Source organism: Kribbella sp. NPDC050281 (assembly GCF_040655855.1).
Classification (GTDB): Bacteria; Actinomycetota; Actinomycetes; order Propionibacteriales; family Kribbellaceae; genus Kribbella.
Genome location: NZ_JBFAKS010000001.1, coordinates 311,533 through 330,483, shown reverse-complemented (window position 1 = coordinate 330,483; position 18,951 = coordinate 311,533). Strand labels below are relative to the sequence as shown.

17 protein-coding genes are annotated in these 18,951 nt (G+C 68.9%); 5 read left to right on the top strand and 12 right to left on the bottom strand.

The features are described from left to right. Positions 1–6: 6 nt before the first annotated feature. Both AB0I34_RS01690 and AB0I34_RS01685 read right to left on the bottom strand, forming a co-directional pair. Positions 7–1,800 (bottom strand): ABC transporter ATP-binding protein, encoded by a 1,794-nt coding sequence (locus AB0I34_RS01690; protein WP_360437650.1) that lies wholly within the window; start codon positions 1,798–1,800, stop codon positions 7–9. Continuing rightward, entirely contained in the window at positions 1,787–3,643 is a 1,857-nt protein-coding gene (locus tag AB0I34_RS01685; RefSeq protein WP_360437647.1) for an ABC transporter ATP-binding protein, read from the bottom strand. Before AB0I34_RS01685 ends, AB0I34_RS01690 begins: the two co-directional genes overlap by 14 nt. A 34-nt stretch (positions 3,644–3,677) precedes the next feature. Between AB0I34_RS01685 and AB0I34_RS01680 the strand changes: the two genes are divergently transcribed. Next, positions 3,678–4,757, top strand: a complete 1,080-nt coding sequence (locus AB0I34_RS01680; RefSeq protein ID WP_360437644.1) for an adenosine deaminase — start codon at positions 3,678–3,680, stop codon at positions 4,755–4,757. On the opposite strand, the gene AB0I34_RS01675 is transcribed toward AB0I34_RS01680, so the two are convergent. The 6 genes from AB0I34_RS01675 to AB0I34_RS01650 all read right to left on the bottom strand — a co-directional run bounded on the left by AB0I34_RS01675 (position 4,740) and on the right by AB0I34_RS01650 (position 9,813). After that, complete coding sequence (locus AB0I34_RS01675; protein ID WP_360437641.1) at positions 4,740–5,744, bottom strand: L-idonate 5-dehydrogenase; 1,005 nt, start codon at positions 5,742–5,744, stop codon at positions 4,740–4,742. The two genes, AB0I34_RS01680 and AB0I34_RS01675, sit on opposite strands and share 18 nt — an antisense overlap. A 13-nt stretch (positions 5,745–5,757) precedes the next feature. Beyond that, positions 5,758–6,546 (bottom strand): ABC transporter permease, encoded by a 789-nt coding sequence (locus AB0I34_RS01670; protein WP_360437638.1) that lies wholly within the window; start codon positions 6,544–6,546, stop codon positions 5,758–5,760. Next, complete coding sequence (locus tag AB0I34_RS01665) at positions 6,546–7,529, bottom strand: ATP-binding cassette domain-containing protein (RefSeq protein WP_360437635.1); 984 nt, start codon at positions 7,527–7,529, stop codon at positions 6,546–6,548. Before AB0I34_RS01665 ends, AB0I34_RS01670 begins: the two co-directional genes overlap by 1 nt. Before the next feature lie 151 nt (positions 7,530–7,680). Then, entirely contained in the window at positions 7,681–8,376 is a 696-nt protein-coding gene (locus AB0I34_RS01660; protein ID WP_360437632.1) for a PadR family transcriptional regulator, read from the bottom strand. Between the two features lie 58 nt (positions 8,377–8,434). After that, positions 8,435–8,860, bottom strand: coding sequence for a GNAT family N-acetyltransferase (locus AB0I34_RS01655; protein ID WP_360437629.1), 426 nt, complete (start codon positions 8,858–8,860; stop codon positions 8,435–8,437). Next, positions 8,860–9,813, bottom strand: coding sequence for a helix-turn-helix domain-containing protein (locus AB0I34_RS01650; RefSeq protein WP_360437626.1), 954 nt, complete (start codon positions 9,811–9,813; stop codon positions 8,860–8,862). Before AB0I34_RS01650 ends, AB0I34_RS01655 begins: the two co-directional genes overlap by 1 nt. 82 nt (positions 9,814–9,895) lie before the next feature. Between AB0I34_RS01650 and AB0I34_RS01645 the strand changes: the two genes are divergently transcribed. After that, positions 9,896–10,165 carry a hypothetical protein gene (locus tag AB0I34_RS01645; RefSeq protein ID WP_360437623.1) on the top strand — a complete coding sequence of 90 codons (270 nt, stop codon included), beginning with the start codon at positions 9,896–9,898 and terminating at the stop codon, positions 10,163–10,165. A gap of 71 nt (positions 10,166–10,236) precedes the next feature. Here AB0I34_RS01645 and AB0I34_RS01640 read toward each other — a convergent pair whose 3' ends face one another. Together AB0I34_RS01640 and AB0I34_RS01635 are read right to left on the bottom strand one after the other, a co-directional pair. Beyond that, complete coding sequence (locus AB0I34_RS01640; RefSeq protein WP_360437620.1) at positions 10,237–11,415, bottom strand: DUF418 domain-containing protein; 1,179 nt, start codon at positions 11,413–11,415, stop codon at positions 10,237–10,239. A gap of 202 nt (positions 11,416–11,617) precedes the next feature. Then, positions 11,618–11,758 (bottom strand): hypothetical protein, encoded by a 141-nt coding sequence (locus tag AB0I34_RS01635; protein ID WP_360437618.1) that lies wholly within the window; start codon positions 11,756–11,758, stop codon positions 11,618–11,620. 115 nt (positions 11,759–11,873) lie between these two features. On the opposite strand from AB0I34_RS01635, the gene AB0I34_RS01630 reads away from it, so the two are divergent. Continuing rightward, positions 11,874–12,731, top strand: coding sequence for a DNA-formamidopyrimidine glycosylase family protein (locus AB0I34_RS01630; RefSeq protein WP_360437615.1), 858 nt, complete (start codon positions 11,874–11,876; stop codon positions 12,729–12,731). 23 nt (positions 12,732–12,754) lie between these two features. Here the strand turns inward: AB0I34_RS01630 and AB0I34_RS01625 are convergent, their stop codons facing one another. Continuing rightward, positions 12,755–13,723 (bottom strand): hypothetical protein, encoded by a 969-nt coding sequence (locus tag AB0I34_RS01625; RefSeq protein WP_360437612.1) that lies wholly within the window; start codon positions 13,721–13,723, stop codon positions 12,755–12,757. A 72-nt stretch (positions 13,724–13,795) separates the two neighbouring features. Further along, entirely contained in the window at positions 13,796–14,605 is an 810-nt protein-coding gene (locus AB0I34_RS01620) for a hypothetical protein (protein WP_360437610.1), read from the bottom strand. 117 nt (positions 14,606–14,722) lie between these two features. Between AB0I34_RS01620 and AB0I34_RS01615 the strand changes: the two genes are divergently transcribed. Further along, positions 14,723–15,058, top strand: coding sequence for a rhodanese-like domain-containing protein (locus AB0I34_RS01615; RefSeq protein ID WP_360437607.1), 336 nt, complete (start codon positions 14,723–14,725; stop codon positions 15,056–15,058). 136 nt (positions 15,059–15,194) lie between these two features. Beyond that, entirely contained in the window at positions 15,195–18,566 is a 3,372-nt protein-coding gene (locus AB0I34_RS01610) for a phosphodiester glycosidase family protein (RefSeq protein ID WP_360437604.1), read from the top strand. Positions 18,567–18,951: the final 385 nt, after the last annotated feature.

The following is an 18,951-nucleotide window of genomic DNA, read 5'->3' as shown; positions in this document are numbered from 1 at the left end:
CCGGCATCAGTGGTAGGCGGCGGCCTGGATCCGGTACAGCTCGGCGTAGTGGCCGTTGCGCGCCATCAGCTCGTCGTGCGTTCCCGTCTCGACCAACCGGGCACCGTCCAGGACGACGATCAGGTCGGCCATTCGCACCGTCGAGAAGCGGTGTGAGACCAGAATCGTGATCCGTCCGTCCGTGCTGTTCCTGGCCGCAGCCGCATAGCGTTCGAACAGGGCATGTTCGGTCTCGGCATCCAGCGCGGCAGTCGGTTCGTCGAGCACCAGAAGCAGTGGCCGGTCCCGCATGAAGCCCCGGGCCAGTGCCAGCTTCTGCCACTGCCCGAAGCTGATCTCGGCTCCATCCGGCCAGGTGGAACCGAGCTGAGTGTTCAGCCCGGCCTCGAGCCGCTCGACGACGTCCTCGGCACCGGCCCGGCCGACAGCGGAGGTGACGGCCGCTTCGTCGTCCAGCCTCGGCAGATCCCCGAGCCCGACGCTGTGGTCGGCCCGGAACTCGAACCGGAAGAAGTCCTGGAAGGCGCCGGCGATCTTCAGCCGCCACGCCTCGGCCGGCATCCGGTCCAGTGGCCGGCCGTCAATCAGAACCCGTCCATCGGTCGGCTCGTACAGCTTGCAGATCAGCTTCACCAGGGTGGACTTGCCGGCGCCGTTCTCCCCGACGACGGCGATCACCTTGCCCGCCGGCAGCCGCAGCTCGACGTCATCCAGCGCAGGCTGTTCGGATCCGGCATAGGCGAACGAGACGTGCTCCAGCCGGATGCCGTCGGTGAGCTGGTCGGGCGCAGCCAGATCCGCGGTGGTGTCGAACGAGGCCGCGTAGTTCTCCAGCCAGACCAGCCGCCGGGATCCGTCCAGCCAGATCCCGCGCAGGAAGCCGATCTCGCCGACCGTCGCACCGATGTACGACGACAACCGCGCACCGGCCGCGAGGATCAGCAACACCTGACCGACCGAGCCGTTCAGCCCGGATGCGACGAACAGCACGGCACCCACGTACGCCGCGCCGAACACGGCCCAGGCGGCGGCATGCCAGGCGGCGCTGGTCCAGCGGGCTGCGGCCATCGGGGCGTACCACCGCTCCCACTCGCGACGACGGTTCACCACCAGGTCCCGGCCGATGCCGAGCACGCGGACCTCCTTGCCGGGAGCGGGTGTGGTCGCGGTCTTGAACAGATGCTCGGCCAGGCGGCTGTCGGCGGCGTACCGCTCCTCGACCGCGCGCTCGACGCCCGGCCGCCAGCTCGAGCTGAGGACGGTGGGCAGCGCGAACACCAGCAGGAGCACCAGCACCGGATCGATCGACATCAGCAGAGCGACAGTCACCCCGAGCCGCAGGATCCAGCCGCAGGTGGAGAACAACGACATGTACATGTGGTCGAGCACGAACACCTGTTTGCGCAGGACCGACAGGCGGTCCAGGAAGTCGCGGTGTTCGTGGTGCTCGACGGTGGCGACGGACGCCTGCAGCCGGGCGACGTGGGCCTCGAGCATGATCGTGACGCGGTCCCGGAATCGCCGGGAGACTCGGGCCGACAGCGTCCGTAGGAACCAGGTCGCCGTGACGGAGAGCGCGAGCCCACTGACGGCCAGCAGAACGGCTCGCCGGTCGTCCTGCAGAACACCGTCGGCGAGCACCGCGAGCCACAACGCGAGCAACGCGTCCGGCAGTGCAGCCAGCAAAGTCATCCCGAAGGCGAAGACCAGGAGCCCTGGCTCGTGCTGGTAGCCCAGTCGGCACAGCCGCCACATCGCCGGCAGAGCCTTGGGCAGGTCGTCGATATCAGAGCGTGTCATAGCTCATCCCTTGTTCGTCGACCTCCGCGGTGAAGCGTTGGGCCTGGAGATCGAACATCGTCCGGTACCGCCCACCGAGGTCCATCAGTTCCTCGTGGCTGCCGAGCTCGACGACCCGGCCGGCCTCGAGGACACAGATCCGATCGGCATGCCGGACGGTCGAGAACCGGTGTGAGATCAGGATCGTGGTGACATCGCGGGTCGCCGTCAGAATGCGGTCGAAGATCGCCGCCTCGCCCCGGACATCGAGCTGGGCCGTCGGCTCGTCGAGCAGCACGAGTCCGGCACCCTGCCGGACGGCGCACAGCGCCCGCGCCAGCGCGATCCGTTGCCACTGACCTCCGGACAGGTCGATGCCGTCGCCGTAGCCCGTGGCCAGCCGGGTGTCGAGGCCGGCCAGGTCGCCGGCGCCGGCGTCCGCGAGTGCGGCCAGGATGTCCGCCTCCGGAGCTCCGGCCGGTGCGACGTTGTCCCGCACGGGGAGCTCGAGCCGCAGGAAGTCCTGGAAGACCGCGGTGACTCGGGTCCGCCAGCCGTCGGTGTCGAGGTCACGCAGGTCGTCCCCGTCGACCTCGATCGATCCGGCGTCCGGGTCGTACAACCGGCACAGCAGCTTGGCCAACGTGGTCTTGCCGGCGCCGTTCTGGCCGACGACGGCCAGCGACGAGCCGGCCGGCACGGTCAGATCGAGTCCGTCGAAGACGGGCTGGGTGGCGTGCGGATACCGGAAACTCAGATCACGGATCTCGATCGCGACCGCTCCCCGGCGTATGGGCATGGCATCACCGGCTGGTCGCCGGGCGGGCGTCAGCGCACCGGCCGGTGCCATCGCGGGCTCCAGCCGCCGTACTGCGACGACTGGTGCCGCCGCTCCGTCGAGGACCCAGTTCAGCCCACCGAACGCGATCATGCTGACCCCGATCGCGACCTGGGCGAAGACCACCAGCCGGTCGAGATCCAGGCGACCGTCGATCGCGGCCGCTCCGAGCGCCCAGAAGACGAGACCGTTGGCCACTGTGACGATCAGCAGACACCAGATCATCGGGCGTTCTCGTAGCCGCGTCGCGGCATGCTGCAACTCGAACAGCCGCCGGCGCCGATCGGTGAACCGCTGCACGGTCCACTCGGCCAGGCCGAACAGCCGCACCTCCTTCGCGGCGTCCGGCTCGACGGCCAGTCGATAGGCGTAGTCGGCGTGCCGCTGGGCCGATCGAACCTCGGTCGTGTTCCGGTCCCGCCAGACACCACTTTCCCGGAGCAGCCAGTGCGTCGCCGACCAGGCGCCGACGAGCAGCAAAGGCGCCCACCAGGTGAACCCGAACAGCACCACCGCGGACGCGACACCACCGGCGAGCTCGACCAGGCCGCCCGCGGCGAAGTCGACGTTCATATACATCGGTGGCCCGGTCTGGCCGCGGTCGAACTCCCGCGCCACGGTCAGGTCCTCGGCGAGCTCCGGGTCCTCGAGATGGCCGATCCCCGGCGGTCCCACACAGGCCTCCGCGAGCGCGTCGTTGAGCCAGGCGGCGACCCGGCTGCCGAGGTTGGCGCTGACGGCCTGGTGAACGGGCGTGAGCACTTGGAGCAGGACGAACGTCGTACCCATCAAGGTCAGCGGAGCTGCCAGAGCAGACCCGTGCTGGACCGCACCGACCATCGACCCCATCGCGATCGCGAACACCGCGGGCAGCGCGCCACGGGCCAACAGCAGCAGCCACCAGACCGTTGCCAGCACCGGATCCGCCTTGGGCAGAACCGCGAAGAACTGCCATTCGGGGCGGCGGCGCAGGCGGCTCATCATTTCCTCACCATGGCACGCCGCACCGACGGAAATCTTGAACATTTGCCGGATCCCTCGCTGCTGGCACCATGGCGGCATGATTACTCCCGAGCAGTTGAGCGCGGCGCCGAAGGTTCTTCTGCACGACCACCTGGATGGTGGGGTGCGGCCGGAGACGGTGCTGGAGCTGGCGAAGGAGATCGGGCATGTGCTGCCGCGGTCCGATGCCGGGGAGCTCGGGGAGTGGTTCGTCGAGTCGGCGGACTCGGGGTCGCTGGAGCGGTACCTGGAGACCTTCGACCACACAGTCGCGGTGATGCAGAACGCCGAGGCGATCAAGCGCGTGGCGAGCGAGTGTGTGCAGGACCTCGCTGCGGACGGCGTGGTGTACGCCGAGGTGCGGTACGCGCCGGAGCAGCACCTGAACGGCGGGCTGTCGCTGGAGGACGTCGTCGACGCGGTCCGCGAGGGTTTCGAGCATGGCATGGCGACGGCGGAGCGGCCGATCGTCGCGCGCCAGTTGCTGACCGCCATGCGGCACAAGGCCCGTTCGATGGAGATCGCCCAGCTCGCGGTGGCGTACCGCGATGACGGGGTGGTCGGGTTCGACATCGCCGGCGCCGAGGCCGGCTACCCGCCCACCCGCCACCTGGACGCGTTCGAGTACCTGCAGCGGGAGAACGCGCACTTCACCATCCACGCCGGCGAGGCGTTCGGCCTGCCGTCGATCTGGCAGGCGATCCAGTGGTGCGGCGCCGACCGGCTGGGCCACGGCGTCCGGATCATCGACGACATCAACTACGACCCGGACACCGGCAAGGCTGACCTCGGCCTGCTGGCGGCGTACGTGCGGGACCGGCGGATCCCGCTGGAGATGTGCCCGAGCTCGAACCTGCAGACCGGCGCGGCCGAGTCGATCGCCGACCACCCGATCGGCCTGCTCGCCAAACTCCGGTTCCGGGTCACGGTCAACACCGACAACCGCCTGATGAGCGGTACATCGATGAGCCGCGAACTGACCCTGCTCGCCGAGGCCTTCGACTACGGCCTGGCCGACTTCCGCTGGTTCGCCATCAACGCGATGAAGTCCGCGTTCCTCCCCTTCGACGAACGCCTCGCGATCATCGACCAGATCATCAAGCCCTGGTACGCCGACGCCCTAGCCGAGGTGAAGTAGCAGCTTGCCCGCGGTGGATCCGGCCGCCCGGATCGCCGCGGGAGCGTCGTCCAGGTCGGCAGTACCTGCGATGAGCGGCGACAGATCGATGCCCTTGGCAAGTAGCTCGACCGCCTCGGTGATCTCGTCGACGAAGCGGTAGGAGCCGGTCCAGGTGATCTCGCGGGTGACGAGGTCGGCCAGTACGGCCGGGGTCGGGGCGATCGGCAGATTTCCGACCTGCACGACGGTCCCACCGCGGGCGGTCGCGCGCAGGAGTGGACCGAGGGCATCGGGTACGCCGGATGCCTCGACAACGAGCTCGACGTCCTCGGGCAGCTCGGTCGAGGAGAACACGTCGTCGGCGCCCAACATCCGCGCTTGGTCCAGCGCCGCCACGCTCACATCCGCCGCGACCACCCGGCCCGCGCCGCGGGCCTTCAAAGCCGCAACCACCAGGCACCCGATCGACCCGGCGCCATTCACCAGCACCTCGCGGTCGTCCAGCGGACCGAGCCGCCCGACCGCATGCAACGCCACACCCAGCGGCTCGGCCAACGCGCCGAGCTGAGTGGAAACGCCGGCCGGGAGCAAGCGCAGTTGCGAGGCCCGCACCACCTTGTACGTCGAGAAGCCGCCGTCGACATGTGGATCGAAGGCGGCGGATCCCAGATACCGGACCTCACGGTGCAGGTTCGTCCGCCCCATCAACCGTGCGGGCAGCGGCTCGTCCGACGGAGTCGCCGGATGCACAGTCACCGCATCACCAACGGCGTACGACGTCACTCCTTCACCCAGGACGGCGACCCGCCCGGCGACCTCATGCCCGAGCACCAAGGGATGGCGCAGTACGGCGGTCCCGGACGCGCCGTGCAGCGCGTACGAGATGTCGCTCCCGCACACCCCGCCCCACTCCATCGCCACCAGAACATCGCCGGGACCGGGTGACGGATCGGGCCGTTCCTCGACCCGTACGTCACCCGGTCCGTGGACCACGACTGCTCTCATGCACCGATCATGCTCACACCGAGCGCTGGTAGGTACGGAATGCGCGCGTCGACAGCCAGCCGACGAACAGGGTGAAGGCGAGCAGAAGCCCGGAGTGGCCCAGGACCGACGACCAGTCCGGGTCGGCCGCCAGAGCCTGGCGGGCGGCGATCGCGGCCCAGTCGACCGGGTTGAACTTCGCCGCGACGTTCACCCAGTGCGGGGCGACCGCCGGGTCGATCATGATCGACGACATGAACGTCAGCGGCAGCGAGACGAACTGCGAGATCCCGATCAGCGCCTCCTGCTGCCGCGTCAGCAGCGCCACCGCATTGGACAGCGAGCCGAACCCGATCCCGACCAGCATCGACACCCCGATCGTGACCAGGTAGCCGGCCGGGCCGCCGTCGTACCGAGCGCCCGCGGCCATACCGATCGCGAACACCAGGATGGTCTGGATCAGCGTCGTGGTCGCGTTGCTGATCAGCTGACCGGCCATCAGGCCGCCACGGCTGACCGGCGAGGCGAGCATCCGGTCCATCACGCCGCGCTCCATGTCCGCGATGAACGTCGTACCGCTCCAGCCGCTCGTCATGAGCGCGGTCATCATCACGATCCCAGGCGTCAGGAACGCGATGTACGACGAGTCGCTGAAGCCCGGGATGTTCACTACGCCCTTGAACAGCTGCCCGAACAACAGCAGCCAGATCGCCGGCTGGACCAGGGTGAACGCGATCAACGCCGGCTGCCGGTACTGTGCCCGCAGCCACCGGCCGGTGATGAAGCGAGTGTGCGCCGTGAATCCCGGAACTGCAGTCGACATCACGCAGCCTCCTCTTCCACCGCATGGAACGATCGTCCCGTGTACTGCAGGTACACGTCGTCGAGCGACGGCCGGGACACGGTCACCGCGGCGACCGGAATCGCCTTGTCTTCAAGGGCTCCCAGGACGGCGGGAACCGCGGTCGCACCTCGGTCCACCCGGGCGCGCAGGGCGTTGCCCTCGACAACGATCTCGCCGATGCCGGCGAGCCCGCTGAGCAGCGCGCGGACGCTGCCGTCGAGATCCGGGTCGACCAGCTCGACGTGCACCGAGTCGCCGCGCAGCTCCGCCTTCAGCGCCTCCGGGGTGCCCTCGGCAACGATCTTGCCGTGGTCGACGATGGCGAGCTGACCGGCCAGCCGGTCCGCCTCTTCGAGGTAGTGGGTGGTGAGCAACACCGTCAGGCCTTCGTCGCCGGACAGCCGGCCGACCTCGTTCCACAGATCGGCGCGGGCCTCGGGATCGAGACCGGTGGTCGGCTCGTCCAGGAACAGCACCCGCGGCCGGTGCACCAGCCCGAGCGCGACGTCCAGCTTGCGTTGCATGCCGCCGGAGTACGTCTTGACCTGACGATCGCCGAACTCGGTCAGCCCGAACCGCTCGAGCAGTTCCGCGGCCCGGCGGACGGCGTCCGTCCGGGACAGGCCGTAGATCCGGCCGCCGAGCACGAGGTTCTCGACGCCGGTGGCCATCGGGTCCGAGCTGGACTTCTGCGGTACGTACCCGATCGCGCGACGGACCTGGTCCTGCTCGCCGCCGACGTCGTACCCGGCGACCCGCGCCGTACCGGAGTCGGCGCGGGACAGCGTGGTGAGGATCTTGACGGTGGTGGACTTGCCGGCGCCGTTCGGGCCGAGAAGGCCGAGGACGATGCCTTCCGGGACGCTGAACGTCAGCCCGTCCAGTGCGCGCAGCGGAGGCTTCTTGCGCCCGGCCGGGTACGTCTTGACCAGGTCGACCGCCTCGAGGGCATGCGTAACCATGTGGTGACTCCCTTGTGGGTGATGGGAGCCGGTCCGCTGCTGGCTATCCTGATGGTTGCGCCTTGGGTGCCAGGTCTTCGGACCGACTCGAGGAACTGCGGCCCTTGACCCTGGTGTTGCCGCACCGTGGGTCGGGGGCCGTCTCGTACTGTTACTGCGCTTCCGGTGGCATCGCCCGCATCCACTCGAACTCGGTCCCGAAGTACTTGACCGGGTCCTTGAGCTGCTCGGCCGGGGTGATGCCGTCCTCCTCGAAGAGCTTCCAGGCCTTGCGCCAGAAGGCGGAGCCGCCCAGCGTGTCGGTGCGGATCTCCTCGGCGAGCTGGTGCACGTACTCCGACTCGGCCTTGAGCAGCGCGAGCCGGAACTCCGACTCGACCCAGAAGATGCGCGGGAAGTCGATCGACTCCATCTGCTCGTGCAGTGCGGTCGTCTCCTCGATGTCCGCGTCGATCGCCCTGGCGCGCTGCTCCAGCAGCTCGGCCGCGCGGTCGGGTCGCAGGCCCGGCAGGTACGCCAGGCCGGCCTCGAGGGGATGGAACTCGCGGGTGGCCGTGCCGACCAGCTCGGTCAGCCAGTCGTCGAACTCGGCCTGCCCGGTGCCGGTGATCTGGTACACCGTCCGCTCCGGCCGATTGCCCTCCCGGACCGTCTCCAGTGCCTCGATGAAACCGTTCTTCTCCAGCGCCGCGACGACCGAGTAGAGCGAGCCGTAGTTCATCTTGATGCTCTGGTCCTTGCCGCGGGCCCGGAGCATCGTGGAGATCTCGTACGGGTGCATCGGCCGCTCGCCCAGACTCCCGAGCACGGCGAACGCCAGGGGATTCCCGACCTTCCGCTTGGCCATCGGGCCCTCCTCGATCTCAATTACTCGAAATCGAGTATTAGTCCGAGGGTGTCCGATGTCAAGTATTCGAGAGCGGCTTGACCCAGCGGGACCACTCGGGCTGCGGCGCGTACCCGGCGGTCGACCAGACACCGTGTGCCTGGGCGTTGTCGTCGAGCACCATCGCGTCCGCTCGCGTCCCGCCGTACGCCGCGAACCGGGCCTCGGCCCTCGCGACAAGCTCCCGTCCGATGCCTTGGCGGCGGTGGGTCGGGGCGACCGCGAGGCGGTACAGGTGGCAGCGCCAGCCGTCCCAGCCGACGATGATCGAGCCGACGACCGTGTCGTCGTCCACGGCCAGGATCAGCGCCTCGGGGTCACGGGCGATCAACCGCAGCACGGCCTCGGGTGAGTCCGGCGGGCGGTGGGAGTCCTCGGCGGCGACGGCCCAGAAGGCCATCACGTCGTCGGCATCGGCAGCGACCGCGGCGCGGTAGGTGAGCATCAGCTGGCGGTCTGGAACGTACGGCGATAGTCCTGTGGTGGCACGCCCACCACCCTACGGAAATGGTGGCGGAGCAAGGCTGCCGTCCCGAATCCTGACTCGGAGGCGATCTGCTCGATGCCCATCCGGGTCTGCTCGAGCAGGGTGCGGGCGCGGAGGACGCGCTGGGTGGTGACCCACTTGAGCGGCGTGGTGCCTGTCTCGGCGACGAAGCGGCGGGCGAACGTGCGCTCGGACATCTGGGCGCGGCGGGCCAGCGCGGGCACGGTGTGCTCGATGGTCAGGTTGTCGACCATCCAGTCGAGCACCGGCTGCATGCTCTCGCTCGACGACTCCGGCACCGGGACGTCGACGTACTGCCGCTGGCCGCCGTCGCGCTGGGGTGGGACGACCATCCGGCGGGCGATCCGGGTCGCGACCGCGCTGCCGAGCTCACGGCGGACCAGGTGCAGGCAGGCGTCGATCCCGGCCGCGGTGCCGGCGCTGGTGATGATGTTGCCGTCGTCGACGAACAGCACGTCCGCATCCAGCTTCGCCAGCGGGAACTGCTCCTGGAACTTCTTCTCGTAGCGCCAGTGCGTCGTACACGGCCGCCCGTCCAGCAGGCCCGCCTTGCCGAGCACGAACGCGCCCGAGCAGACCGTCAGCAGGATCGCCCCGCGGGCCTCGGCCCGCCGCAGCGCCTCGAGAATGCGCTCGTCGTACTCCTCCCGCCAGGTCGTCGCCGGCAGCGCGACCAGGTCGGCGTCCTCGAGCTCCTCCAGCCCGTACGGCGCGATCACCGCGGAGTGACTGCTGCTCCGCAGCGGCTGGCCGGGCGTGGTCGAGCACACCTTGAAGTCGAACGCGGGCACACCGTCATCGGTCCGGTCGAGGCCGAACACCTCCGACACCACCCCGAACTCGAACATGGCGACGTCTTCCATCAGGACGACCGCGATCTTTTCCAGCATGGAACCAGTATGGCAGTAATTTGTGGAACTATGTCAATAGTGCCAATGGTGGCTGGATCTAGTTGGTAGCATGATTACTGCCATGACCGGATACATCGTTTTCGTAGTACTCGTGCTGGCCGTGATCGCGGCTCTGGAGTTCAGCAACAGGCGCCACTCGACCGGTCTGTCCACCGGTCCGGACGGTTCCTGGGTTGCTGACGACCGCGACCTGGCCCGGACCAAGCTCGACCTGCTCGCCCTCGGCAGCAAGGCCGAACCCTTCAACCACAAGCCCGTGACGACCGCCGGCTCCGTGCACACGATCCGCCGGACCCGTCTCACCACGCACCACGGCCGCCACGCGGCCTGACCGATACATCAGAAAGGCCCGCCGGGACTTCCCGGCGGGCCTTCTGTTTGATCAAACCCCGCCTACTTTGATCAAACCCTGCTGAGCTGGCGCCGCCAGGTCGGCGCGGTGGCGTTGGTGATCGCCCGCAGTACGCCTTCCACGGGTCCGTAGCCGTAGCGGTTCAACCAGAGGTGGCTCAGCACCACTTGTACGGCGAAGATCGCCACCGCGATGCCCATGGTCGCGAGCGGCGACACCTGCCCGACGAGACCCAGTCCGACGCCGGTGAAGATCAGCACCGTCGCGACCGACTGACCCAGGTAGTTGGACAGTGCCATCCGCCCGGCCGGTGCCAGCAATCGGCGGACGTCCTGCCCTAGGTCGGAGTGCATGACCCTGAGCAGCGTTGCGACGTACGCCGCGGTGAGGAAGGGCGCGGTCAGCGCGCTGGCCAGTACGGCGCCGGTGTCGCCGTTCCCACCCGCGGACGCGTAGACGATCCCGCCGGTGATGCCGATGGTGAAGCCGAGCAGTTGAATCAGCCGCAGTACTGCCTCGGTGCCGGTGAGGTTCGCGAGCATCCGCCGGCGGCCGAGCACCATGCCGATCAGGAATGCGGCCAGAGTCGTCGGGCCTTGCACAGTCAGCAGCGACAGGCCGTACGTCGGCATGGCCCGGACATGCTCGCCGATGACATCGCTGAACGAGCCGGCCAGGTTGGCCGCGGTCTGCTGTGCCGAGGCGACGGCCGTGGTCGGGTCGATGACAGCCGACGCGTCCATGAACAGCGTTGCTGCACCCAGGGTGATGAACATGTAGGCGTAGATGGAGCCGGCGACGATCAGCGCCGTCCGGTCCGACACTCGCCGCATGCCCAGCAGGACCAGACCGATCAGCGCGTACACGCTGAGGATGTCACCGGTGATCAGGAAGATCCCGTGCAGCGTCCCGATCACGAACAGGCCGCCGAGTCGCCGCAGCATCCGCGGCTTGAACGCGGCGCCGGCCTTCTGCGCCGCCACCAGCTGCAGCTGGAAGCTGTATCCGAACAGGAACGAGAACAGCAGATAGAACTTCATGTCGACGAACGCCGTCGACAACCAGTGCACCGCCTGATCCAGCCAGGAGTGGTACGCCGGATCCTCGGCCAGGTGGATCGGGAAGCCCGAGGCGGCGAAGGTGATGTTCACGATCAAGATGCCCAGCAGGGCGAAACCACGCAGCGCGTCGATGTCCTGGATCCGCGTCCGATCGAGTCCCTGGCTCATGTGCTCCAGCACACCAACCCGAGCCCCCGGACACACTCACCCTGCCCCCTCCCCTAGGGGTGGACTTTCACCTACCCCGGGGATGGGCGCGCTGAAGTGGCCTCCTCGGCCTGGTGACCGAGGACCAGGCCGGAGAGCGGTGTCTGGCGGAGAATCCGAACTGGCTCCCCGCCACCTACACCCTCCAGGCCCACAAGCCTGCCTACTGCGCCCGCCGCTGCTGCATCTTCTGGAACGCTTCCTTGATCTTCCGCTGGTTCTCCGGCTTGCTCAGCTCACGCTGGGCGATCTGGGCCAGCTTGGCGACGACGGCACCCTTCACCAACGTCTTCACGAACCCCATGAGGGCCTCCCTACTCTGTTGCCACTGACGGTAGCCGCCCGAAGCAAGCGTCTCCAATAGGTGATTCACCGGAGAACCCCGGGAAACTGTCCCTGGCTTGCGGCACACTGGGACGGTGCCAGAGTTGCCGGAGGTGGAGTCGCTAGCGGTGTTCCTGCGGGAGCGAGCCGTCGGCCGGGCGTTCGTGCGTGCGGACATCACCGCGATCAGTGCGTTGAAGACGTACGATCCGCCGATCTCGTCGCTGGTCGGGCTGCTGATCGACGACGTCCAGCGGCACGGGAAGTTCCTGGACATCTCGGCTCAGGGTGTGCACCTGGTGATCCACCTGGCGCGCGCCGGCTGGCTGCGATGGCGGGAGGAGCAGTCGACCGGGCTGGTGCGGCCGGGGAAGGGGCCGATCGCGCTGCGGACGGTGCTGGACGACGGCTCAGGGTTCGACCTGACCGAGGCCGGCACGCAGAAGAAGCTCGCGGTGTACGTCGTCCGCGACCCGGCCGAGGTCCCCGGGATCGCGCGGCTCGGGCCGGATCCGTTCACCCTGTCACCGGCCGACTTCAGCGACATCCTCAAGCGCCAGGGCAGGGTCCAGCTCAAGGGCGTCCTGCGGAACCAGTCGGTCATCGCCGGCATCGGCAACGCCTACTCCGACGAGATCCTGCACGTCGCGAAGATGAGCCCGTTCAAACCCGCCTCGAATCTGTCCGAGGACGAGCTGAAGACCCTGTACGACGCGATGCGCGAAACCCTCCAGGACGCCGTCGACCGGTCCGCCGGGCTCGCGGTCCAGGACCTGAAGTCGGAGAAGAAGTCCGGCCTGCGGGTGCACGGCCGTAAGGGCCAGAAGTGCCCGATCTGCGGTGACATCGTCCGCGAGGTGAGCTTCGCCGACTCCGCGCTGCAGTACTGCGCCACCTGCCAGACAGGCGGCAAGCCGCTGGCCGACCGCCGCCTGTCCAAGCTCTTGAAATAGCAGTCAAGTTCCTGAAATAGCTGCTACGTCGTCATCAGGTCGAACATCGTCTTCACGTCGGCCGAGTTCGGGGTCGACAGCAACGTCGGCGTACCGCTGGTCGTCCGACGCGACGTCACCGCGAACACGTAGCCGAGGTTCGCGTCGATCCGATCCTTCAGCCACGGACCTCCGCTCGCGCCACCGTTCATCGAGCAGGTGAGAGCGGCGTCGGAGCCGCCCCACGCGAACGTGTCGCCGTCGCAGTAGTACGGCACCTCACCGTTGTACGGCGGCTCGGCCGGCCAACCCCAGATCCGGGCACCAGGCTGGTTCTGGCTGTTGCCCCAGACCAGTCCGTTCCCGCCGACCGCGTCGACCAGGTTGGCGCCGTTGCGCTGCTGCAGCGTGACGAACGCCTGGTCGTGGGTGAAGTCGCTGCTGTTCATCCACGAGTTGAACGTGCGCGCCTGGCTCCAGTTCCACAGGCCGTAGCCCGACTGGCCGTTGTAGTACGCCGGCGCGAACACGATGTTCGAGTGCCACGCGCCACCGGCCCCGCTGTGGACACAGTGGCCGGCGGTGATGATCAGGTTCTTGTAGTTGTTGTTGATCGTGGACGCCGAGCACACGTAGTTGAGCCCGTTGTCGACGAAGAACAGCTTGCCCGCCGTACTCGGGACGACATCGTTCGCGAGCTTGTAGCCGAGCGGGGCGACCGGCTTCGACGCGACGCCACTCGACGTGGAAGGCCTTTGTTTTGCTGGGGTTGCGGCGTCACCCGGCAGGTCGGCCGGGATCGCGTTCTTCAGCTTCTCGGCGGTCCAGTAGCCGGTCGCGTCGAGCGCACCGGCCGGAACCTTCGACGGCAGCGCAGGAGCCTGTACGGCGGTTGTCGCGGCTGCTGGTGTGGATGGGGGAGAGACTGCGGCGGCTGTGCTGACGACGCCGCCGCCGGTGAGCAGGATGCCGGCGGCCACAAGCCGGAGGGTTCTGGGCAGGGCATTGCGCATGGGTGACTCCTCGATCGGGGCGGAAGATCGATCAGCCTCAGTACAGGGGAACCGTTGCCGGAATTCAACCCATCACAGGTGAATCGACAACGGCGACGAGGCCGAGCGACGCCCGGCGTCCAGCCGGGCTTCGAGGACGTACACGCCCGGCCGTCCGGTGATCGCGGCGGTCCACCCCGTCGACCCGCCGGGCTCGAGCTCCTCGAAGGTCCATCGGCAGGTCCCCGTGGGCAGGGCCAGCTCGACCTCCCCCTGAGCGACCGTGCGGCCGAAGTTCGTGACGCGGACAACCAGCTCGCCGGCCGGACCGCAGGCGTGGATCGACGCCAGTACTGTGCCGACCGGCGCGACGAGCACCCGACGTACGCCGGCCGGAAGCGTCAGCGGAACGACGAGGCCGGCCGGCACCTGGAACGGACCGATGGTCCGGCCGAGGTGATGGATGGGCAGCGACTGGTTCGCCAATTCGATCTCGCCGGTCGCCTCGCCGAAGACGCGGACTGCGACGTCCGCGGAGCGGCGGGCGACGAGGTGGGCCGTCGTACCAGCCGGCGTGAGGTCCCAGACGCCGTCCGCGTTGGCCGTGACCGTGTCCGGCGGGACGATCCGCAGCTTGCCCTCCAGCGACACCCGGACGACGGCGCGCTCGGTGGACTCGGGCAGGCGGACGAGCAGGTCGTCGCCATCGTGCCGCCAGGTCAGCGCCCTGCCGGTACCGTCCTCGACCACATGCCGCGGCGTGGTCGCCAGGCCCGGCAGCCGGACCTCGTGGTTGGGGGGACGGCGGGTGATCCGGAGCAGCAGGAGCTCGCCGTTCCGCAGGATCGCCTCGCCCCACGGCTGCGGCCCGAACTCGCCGGGGATGCCCTGAATCAGTGCCAACGCCGCCGCCTCCTCCGATCTACGTTCCGCAATCGGGTCTGCCGGTGTCAACGCGATTTCCACGCCTCGGCCCGCCGTGGCCGGATCGCGTCACCGGCGTCTGGGATGATCGGAGGCATGTTCCAGAATCAGCAGATCCCCTCGGTCGTGGTGGCCGAACTCGGCGACACCTTGCTGGCGGAGGCGTTCGTGCTCGACGTACGTGAGCCGGACGAGTGGGACCGCGGGCACATCGAGGGCGCCGTGCACATCCCGCTCGGCGACCTGCAGCAGCGGGTCGGCGAGGTGCCGGCGGACCAGAAGGTGCTCTGCGTCTGCGCGGTCGGCGGACGGTCCGGGATGGCCACCCAGTTCCTGAACTCGATCGGCCGCGAGGCGATCAACCTGGACGGCGGCATGCACGCGTGGCAGGTGTCGGGGCGCCCGGTCAGTACCAACGGATCCGATCAGTAGAGAAGAAAACCTTCCGGTCAGCCGCTGGAGACGTTACTTTGTCACCGGTCGGTTGACCGGCGTACACCTGTGCCTCATGTGGAGGTAGAGCGCACCGCGTCGGATGGCCGCGTCCGTCCACGTTGGGGAGGCTCCCGTGTCGCTCTTCCGTCCCTTGACCACAGCCATCGGCGTGGGTGGCCTGCTGGCCGGTGTCGTCGTCAGCCCGTCCCACGCGCAGACCGCGGACGGGCCCATCCCGGATGCCGGGATCGCCGGTGACGGCGTACTGACGACGCGCGAGGACAGCCCGGTCGCGCCCGGCGTGAACTACACGTCGTTCGAGCGACTGGACCCCAAGGGCTGGCAGCGCGGCGACATCCTGACCACCGACCTGGACAAGCACGGCGTGACGGTCGACTACGTCAACACCGGCAAGGTCTCCGGCGGTACGCCGCTCAGCCAGCAGCTGGCGAGCCGGGGTGCGATCGCCGGCGTCAACGGCGACTTCTTCGACATCAACGACACCACCGCACCACTCGGTGTCGGCGTCCAGCGGGACGGCCGGCTGATCAACGCGCCGGCCACCGGCCACAACGACACCGCGGTGATCGGCAAGGACGGCCTTGGCCAGATCGCGCAGCTCTTCCTGCAGGGCAGTGCGACCGACGACGACGCGACCAAGCTCGAGCTGACCAACCTGAACTCGCCGGCCGTCAACTCCGGCGGCATCGGCCTCTACACGCCGGAGTGGGGTGACGCGGCCCGGACCCGGACCGTCGACGGCCTGCCGACCGTACGCGAGGTGATCCTTCGCGACGGGGTGGTCGTCTCCTCGGCCGCCACTCCGGGCACCACTCCGCTGGCCGCGAACGAGCAGGCGCTGATCGGCCGGGAGGCGGGCGCCGACGCCCTCACCGCCTTCGAGGTCGGCGACAAGGTCGACGTCGAGTACGGCCTGCGCCCGGATGCGGCGAACGTCGCGGTCGGCATCAGCGGCAACTACCAGTTGGCCAAGGACGGTGTTGTCCCCGCCGACGTACCGGACGCCGACCTCGCACCGCGCACTGCGGTCGGTTTCGACAAGGACGGCAGCAGGATGTTCCTGCTGACCGTCGATGGCCGGGCGACCGGATCCCGCGGCCTGTCGCTCAAGGAGATGGGCGAGCTGATGATCGGCCTCGGTGCCGACGATGCGCTCAACCTGGACGGCGGCGGCTCGTCCACGATGCTGGCCCGCTCGCCCGGAGAGGCCGGGCCGCACGTGGTGAACGACCCGTCCGACGGCGGCGAGCGCCTGATCCCGAACGGCCTCGGACTCCTTCCGGTGAAGGGCTCCGGCACGCTGACGGGCTACCAGGTCGAGGCTCTGGGTACGGCGGCCGACGGCCCGGACGCCGATGTGTCACGCAGCTCCCGCGTCCTCACCGGCCTCAGCCGCGTTCTCACCGCCACCGGCCACGACGAGACCTATGCTCCCGCGACAGGTACGCCGTACTGGTTCGCCGGAAGCAATGTCGGTGTCGACCAGCAGGGTGTGGTGACAGGACGGCGAGCCGGCGAGGTGGTGGTCACGGCGGCTCGCGGTTCGGCGAACGGGAGGTTCCCCATGACGGTCCTCGGTACGCCGGCCCGCCTGGCACCGTCGACGCGGCAGGTGTCGCTGGCGGACTCCGCCGCCAAGGGGTTCTTCGAGGTCGACGGGTACGACGCCGACGGGTTCTCCACCTGGATCGAGCCGCGGGACGTCGAGCTGACCTACGACCCGGCCGTCGTCAAGGTGGTTGCCAAGGGCAATGGGTTCGAGGTCAACGTGCTCAGCGACGAGGCGGTCTCGACGGTGGTCACGGCCAAGGTCGGTGACCTGACCACGCAGCTCAGCGTCACCGCCGGCCTGAGCAGCACGGTCGTGGACGAGGTCGACGACCTGACCAAGTGGGCCGCGAACGCCGTACCGGTCGGTGCGGCGACGGCATCGGCGTCCGCCGCCGAAGGGCATGACGGCGGCCAGGCGATCGCGCTCGACTATTCGCTGACCGGCAGTACGGCAACGCGAGCGGCGTACCTCTCGCAGACGCCGCAGCAGACGCTGCCCGGGCAGCCGCAGAAGCTCGGCGCCTGGGTCTACGGCGACGGCAAGGGCGCGTGGCTGCGGGCGAACGCGTACGACGCTGCCGGTGGCACCGCGCAGACGCTGAACCTCGCGGCCACCGTGGATTGGACCGGCTGGAAGTATGTCGAGGCGGACATCCCGCCCGGTCTGGCCATGCCGCTGCGGTTCTGGCGGATCTATGTGGTGGAGACCGTGCCGACCCGGCAGTACTCCGGACGGATCATCGTCGACGACCTGACCGTTCGCAGCGCGCCGCCGGTGACCGTGGCGCCACCGGCGAAGGTGATCGACCCGATGGTGGTCACGGACGGCATGGTGACCGGCGGTGGGCGCTGGCGCTTCGCGGTGATGTCGGACGCGCAGTTCACCTCCGACGACCCGAACTCCGACTACGTCAAGCAGGCCCGGCGGACGATCCGCGAGGCACTCGCGCAGCACCCGGACTTCCTGGTGATCAACGGTGACTTCGTCGATCGGGCCTTCCCGAACGACATCGCGCTGGCCAAGCAGATCATCGACGAGGAGGTGGCCGGCAAGGTGCCGGTCCACTACGTGCCCGGCAACCACGAGAGCTACGGACCGGGTGACCTGTCCGAGTGGACCAAGGTGTTCGGGTCGCCGACCAGCACCTTCGACCACAACGGCACGCGGTTCGTCCTGCGTGACTCCTCGCTCGGTTCGCTGCGGGCCGGTGGGTTCGATCAGATCCGTGACCTGCGCGCGCAACTGGACGACGCGGCCCGGAACAAGTCGATCCGGAACGTCGTGGTGATGGCGCACCACCCGATCGACGACCCGTCGCCGACGGCCAACTCGCAGCTCGGTGACCGCAAGGAAGCGGCGATGGTGGTGAAGTGGCTGGCTGACTTCCGCGCGCAGACCGGCAAGGGAGCGGCGTACATGGCAGCGCATGCCGGGACGTTCGCCGCCACCCGGACGGACGGCGTACTGCTGCCGCTGACCGGCAACTCGGGCAAGAGCCCGGCAGCGGCACCGGACGCGGGTGGCTTCACCGGCTGGGCGCTGGTCGGGATCGACCCGAAGGCCGCGGCTGCGCCGGCCGGCGAGCGGAAGTGGTCGGCGCCGGAGCGGTCTTGGTTCCAGGTCGAGCTGCGACCGCACGTGGACTCGCTCGAGCTCGCGGCGCCTGCGACGCTGCACCGAGGTGAGACGGGTACGGCGGCCGCGACGGTGGTCCAGGACGAGCGCCGAGTGCGGGTTGCGTTCCCGGTGTCGTCCGACTGGTTCGGCTCGGCGCTCCTCCACATCGGTCCGGCCGACACCGCACCGTTCTGGGCCGTCGCGTCGTACGACCCGGCCACCGGCAAGGTGACCGGCATCCGCCCAGGCACGGTCCAGCTGGGCGTCACCGTCAACGGCGTCTCCAAGACCACCACAATCGAGGTCACTTGGTAGCCCCCTCTCTGGTAGGCCCCTCTCGTGGGTTGACCCATCGGAGGGGACGCTCGTGGGCGGCGTCGGCCCCTGTCGTGGGTTGACCCACGAGAGTGTGGGTTGACCCACGGCGTGCGGCTGGCCAACCCACCGGCCGGTGGGCCAACCCATCGGAGGGGACGCTCGTGGGGCGGCGACGGCCCCTGTCGTGGGTTGACCCACGAGAGTGTGGGTTGACCCATGGCGTGCGGTTGGCGAACCCACCAGCCGGTGGGCCTACCCAGCGGAGGGGACGCTCGTGGGGCGGCGTGGGCCCCTGTCGTGGGTTGACCCACGAGAGTGTGGGTTGACCCATGGCGTGCGGTTGGCGAACCCACCAGCCGGTGGGCCTACCCAGCGGAGGGGA

Bases quoted from the DNA above. Each gene is read 5' to 3' on its own strand.
- AB0I34_RS01680 (WP_360437644.1), top strand. From the start codon at position 3,678: ATGATTACTCCCGAGCAGTTGAGCGCGGCGCCGAAGGTTCTTCTGCAC.
- AB0I34_RS01670 (WP_360437638.1), bottom strand. From the start codon at position 6,546: ATGTCGACTGCAGTTCCGGGATTCACGGCGCACACTCGCTTCATCACC.
- AB0I34_RS01650 (WP_360437626.1), bottom strand. From the start codon at position 9,813: ATGCTGGAAAAGATCGCGGTCGTCCTGATGGAAGACGTCGCCATGTTC.
- AB0I34_RS01645 (WP_360437623.1), top strand. From the start codon at position 9,896: ATGACCGGATACATCGTTTTCGTAGTACTCGTGCTGGCCGTGATCGCG.
- AB0I34_RS01665 (WP_360437635.1), bottom strand. From the start codon at position 7,529: ATGGTTACGCATGCCCTCGAGGCGGTCGACCTGGTCAAGACGTACCCG.
- AB0I34_RS01655 (WP_360437629.1), bottom strand. From the start codon at position 8,860: ATGCTCACCTACCGCGCCGCGGTCGCTGCCGATGCCGACGACGTGATG.
- AB0I34_RS01635 (WP_360437618.1), bottom strand. From the start codon at position 11,758: ATGGGGTTCGTGAAGACGTTGGTGAAGGGTGCCGTCGTCGCCAAGCTG.
- AB0I34_RS01690 (WP_360437650.1), bottom strand. From the start codon at position 1,800: ATGACACGCTCTGATATCGACGACCTGCCCAAGGCTCTGCCGGCGATG.
- AB0I34_RS01615 (WP_360437607.1), top strand. From the start codon at position 14,723: ATGTTCCAGAATCAGCAGATCCCCTCGGTCGTGGTGGCCGAACTCGGC.
- AB0I34_RS01685 (WP_360437647.1), bottom strand. From the start codon at position 3,643: ATGTTCAAGATTTCCGTCGGTGCGGCGTGCCATGGTGAGGAAATGATG.
- AB0I34_RS01625 (WP_360437612.1), bottom strand. From the start codon at position 13,723: ATGCGCAATGCCCTGCCCAGAACCCTCCGGCTTGTGGCCGCCGGCATC.
- AB0I34_RS01675 (WP_360437641.1), bottom strand. From the start codon at position 5,744: ATGAGAGCAGTCGTGGTCCACGGACCGGGTGACGTACGGGTCGAGGAA.
- AB0I34_RS01660 (WP_360437632.1), bottom strand. From the start codon at position 8,376: ATGGCCAAGCGGAAGGTCGGGAATCCCCTGGCGTTCGCCGTGCTCGGG.
- AB0I34_RS01640 (WP_360437620.1), bottom strand. From the start codon at position 11,415: ATGAGCCAGGGACTCGATCGGACGCGGATCCAGGACATCGACGCGCTG.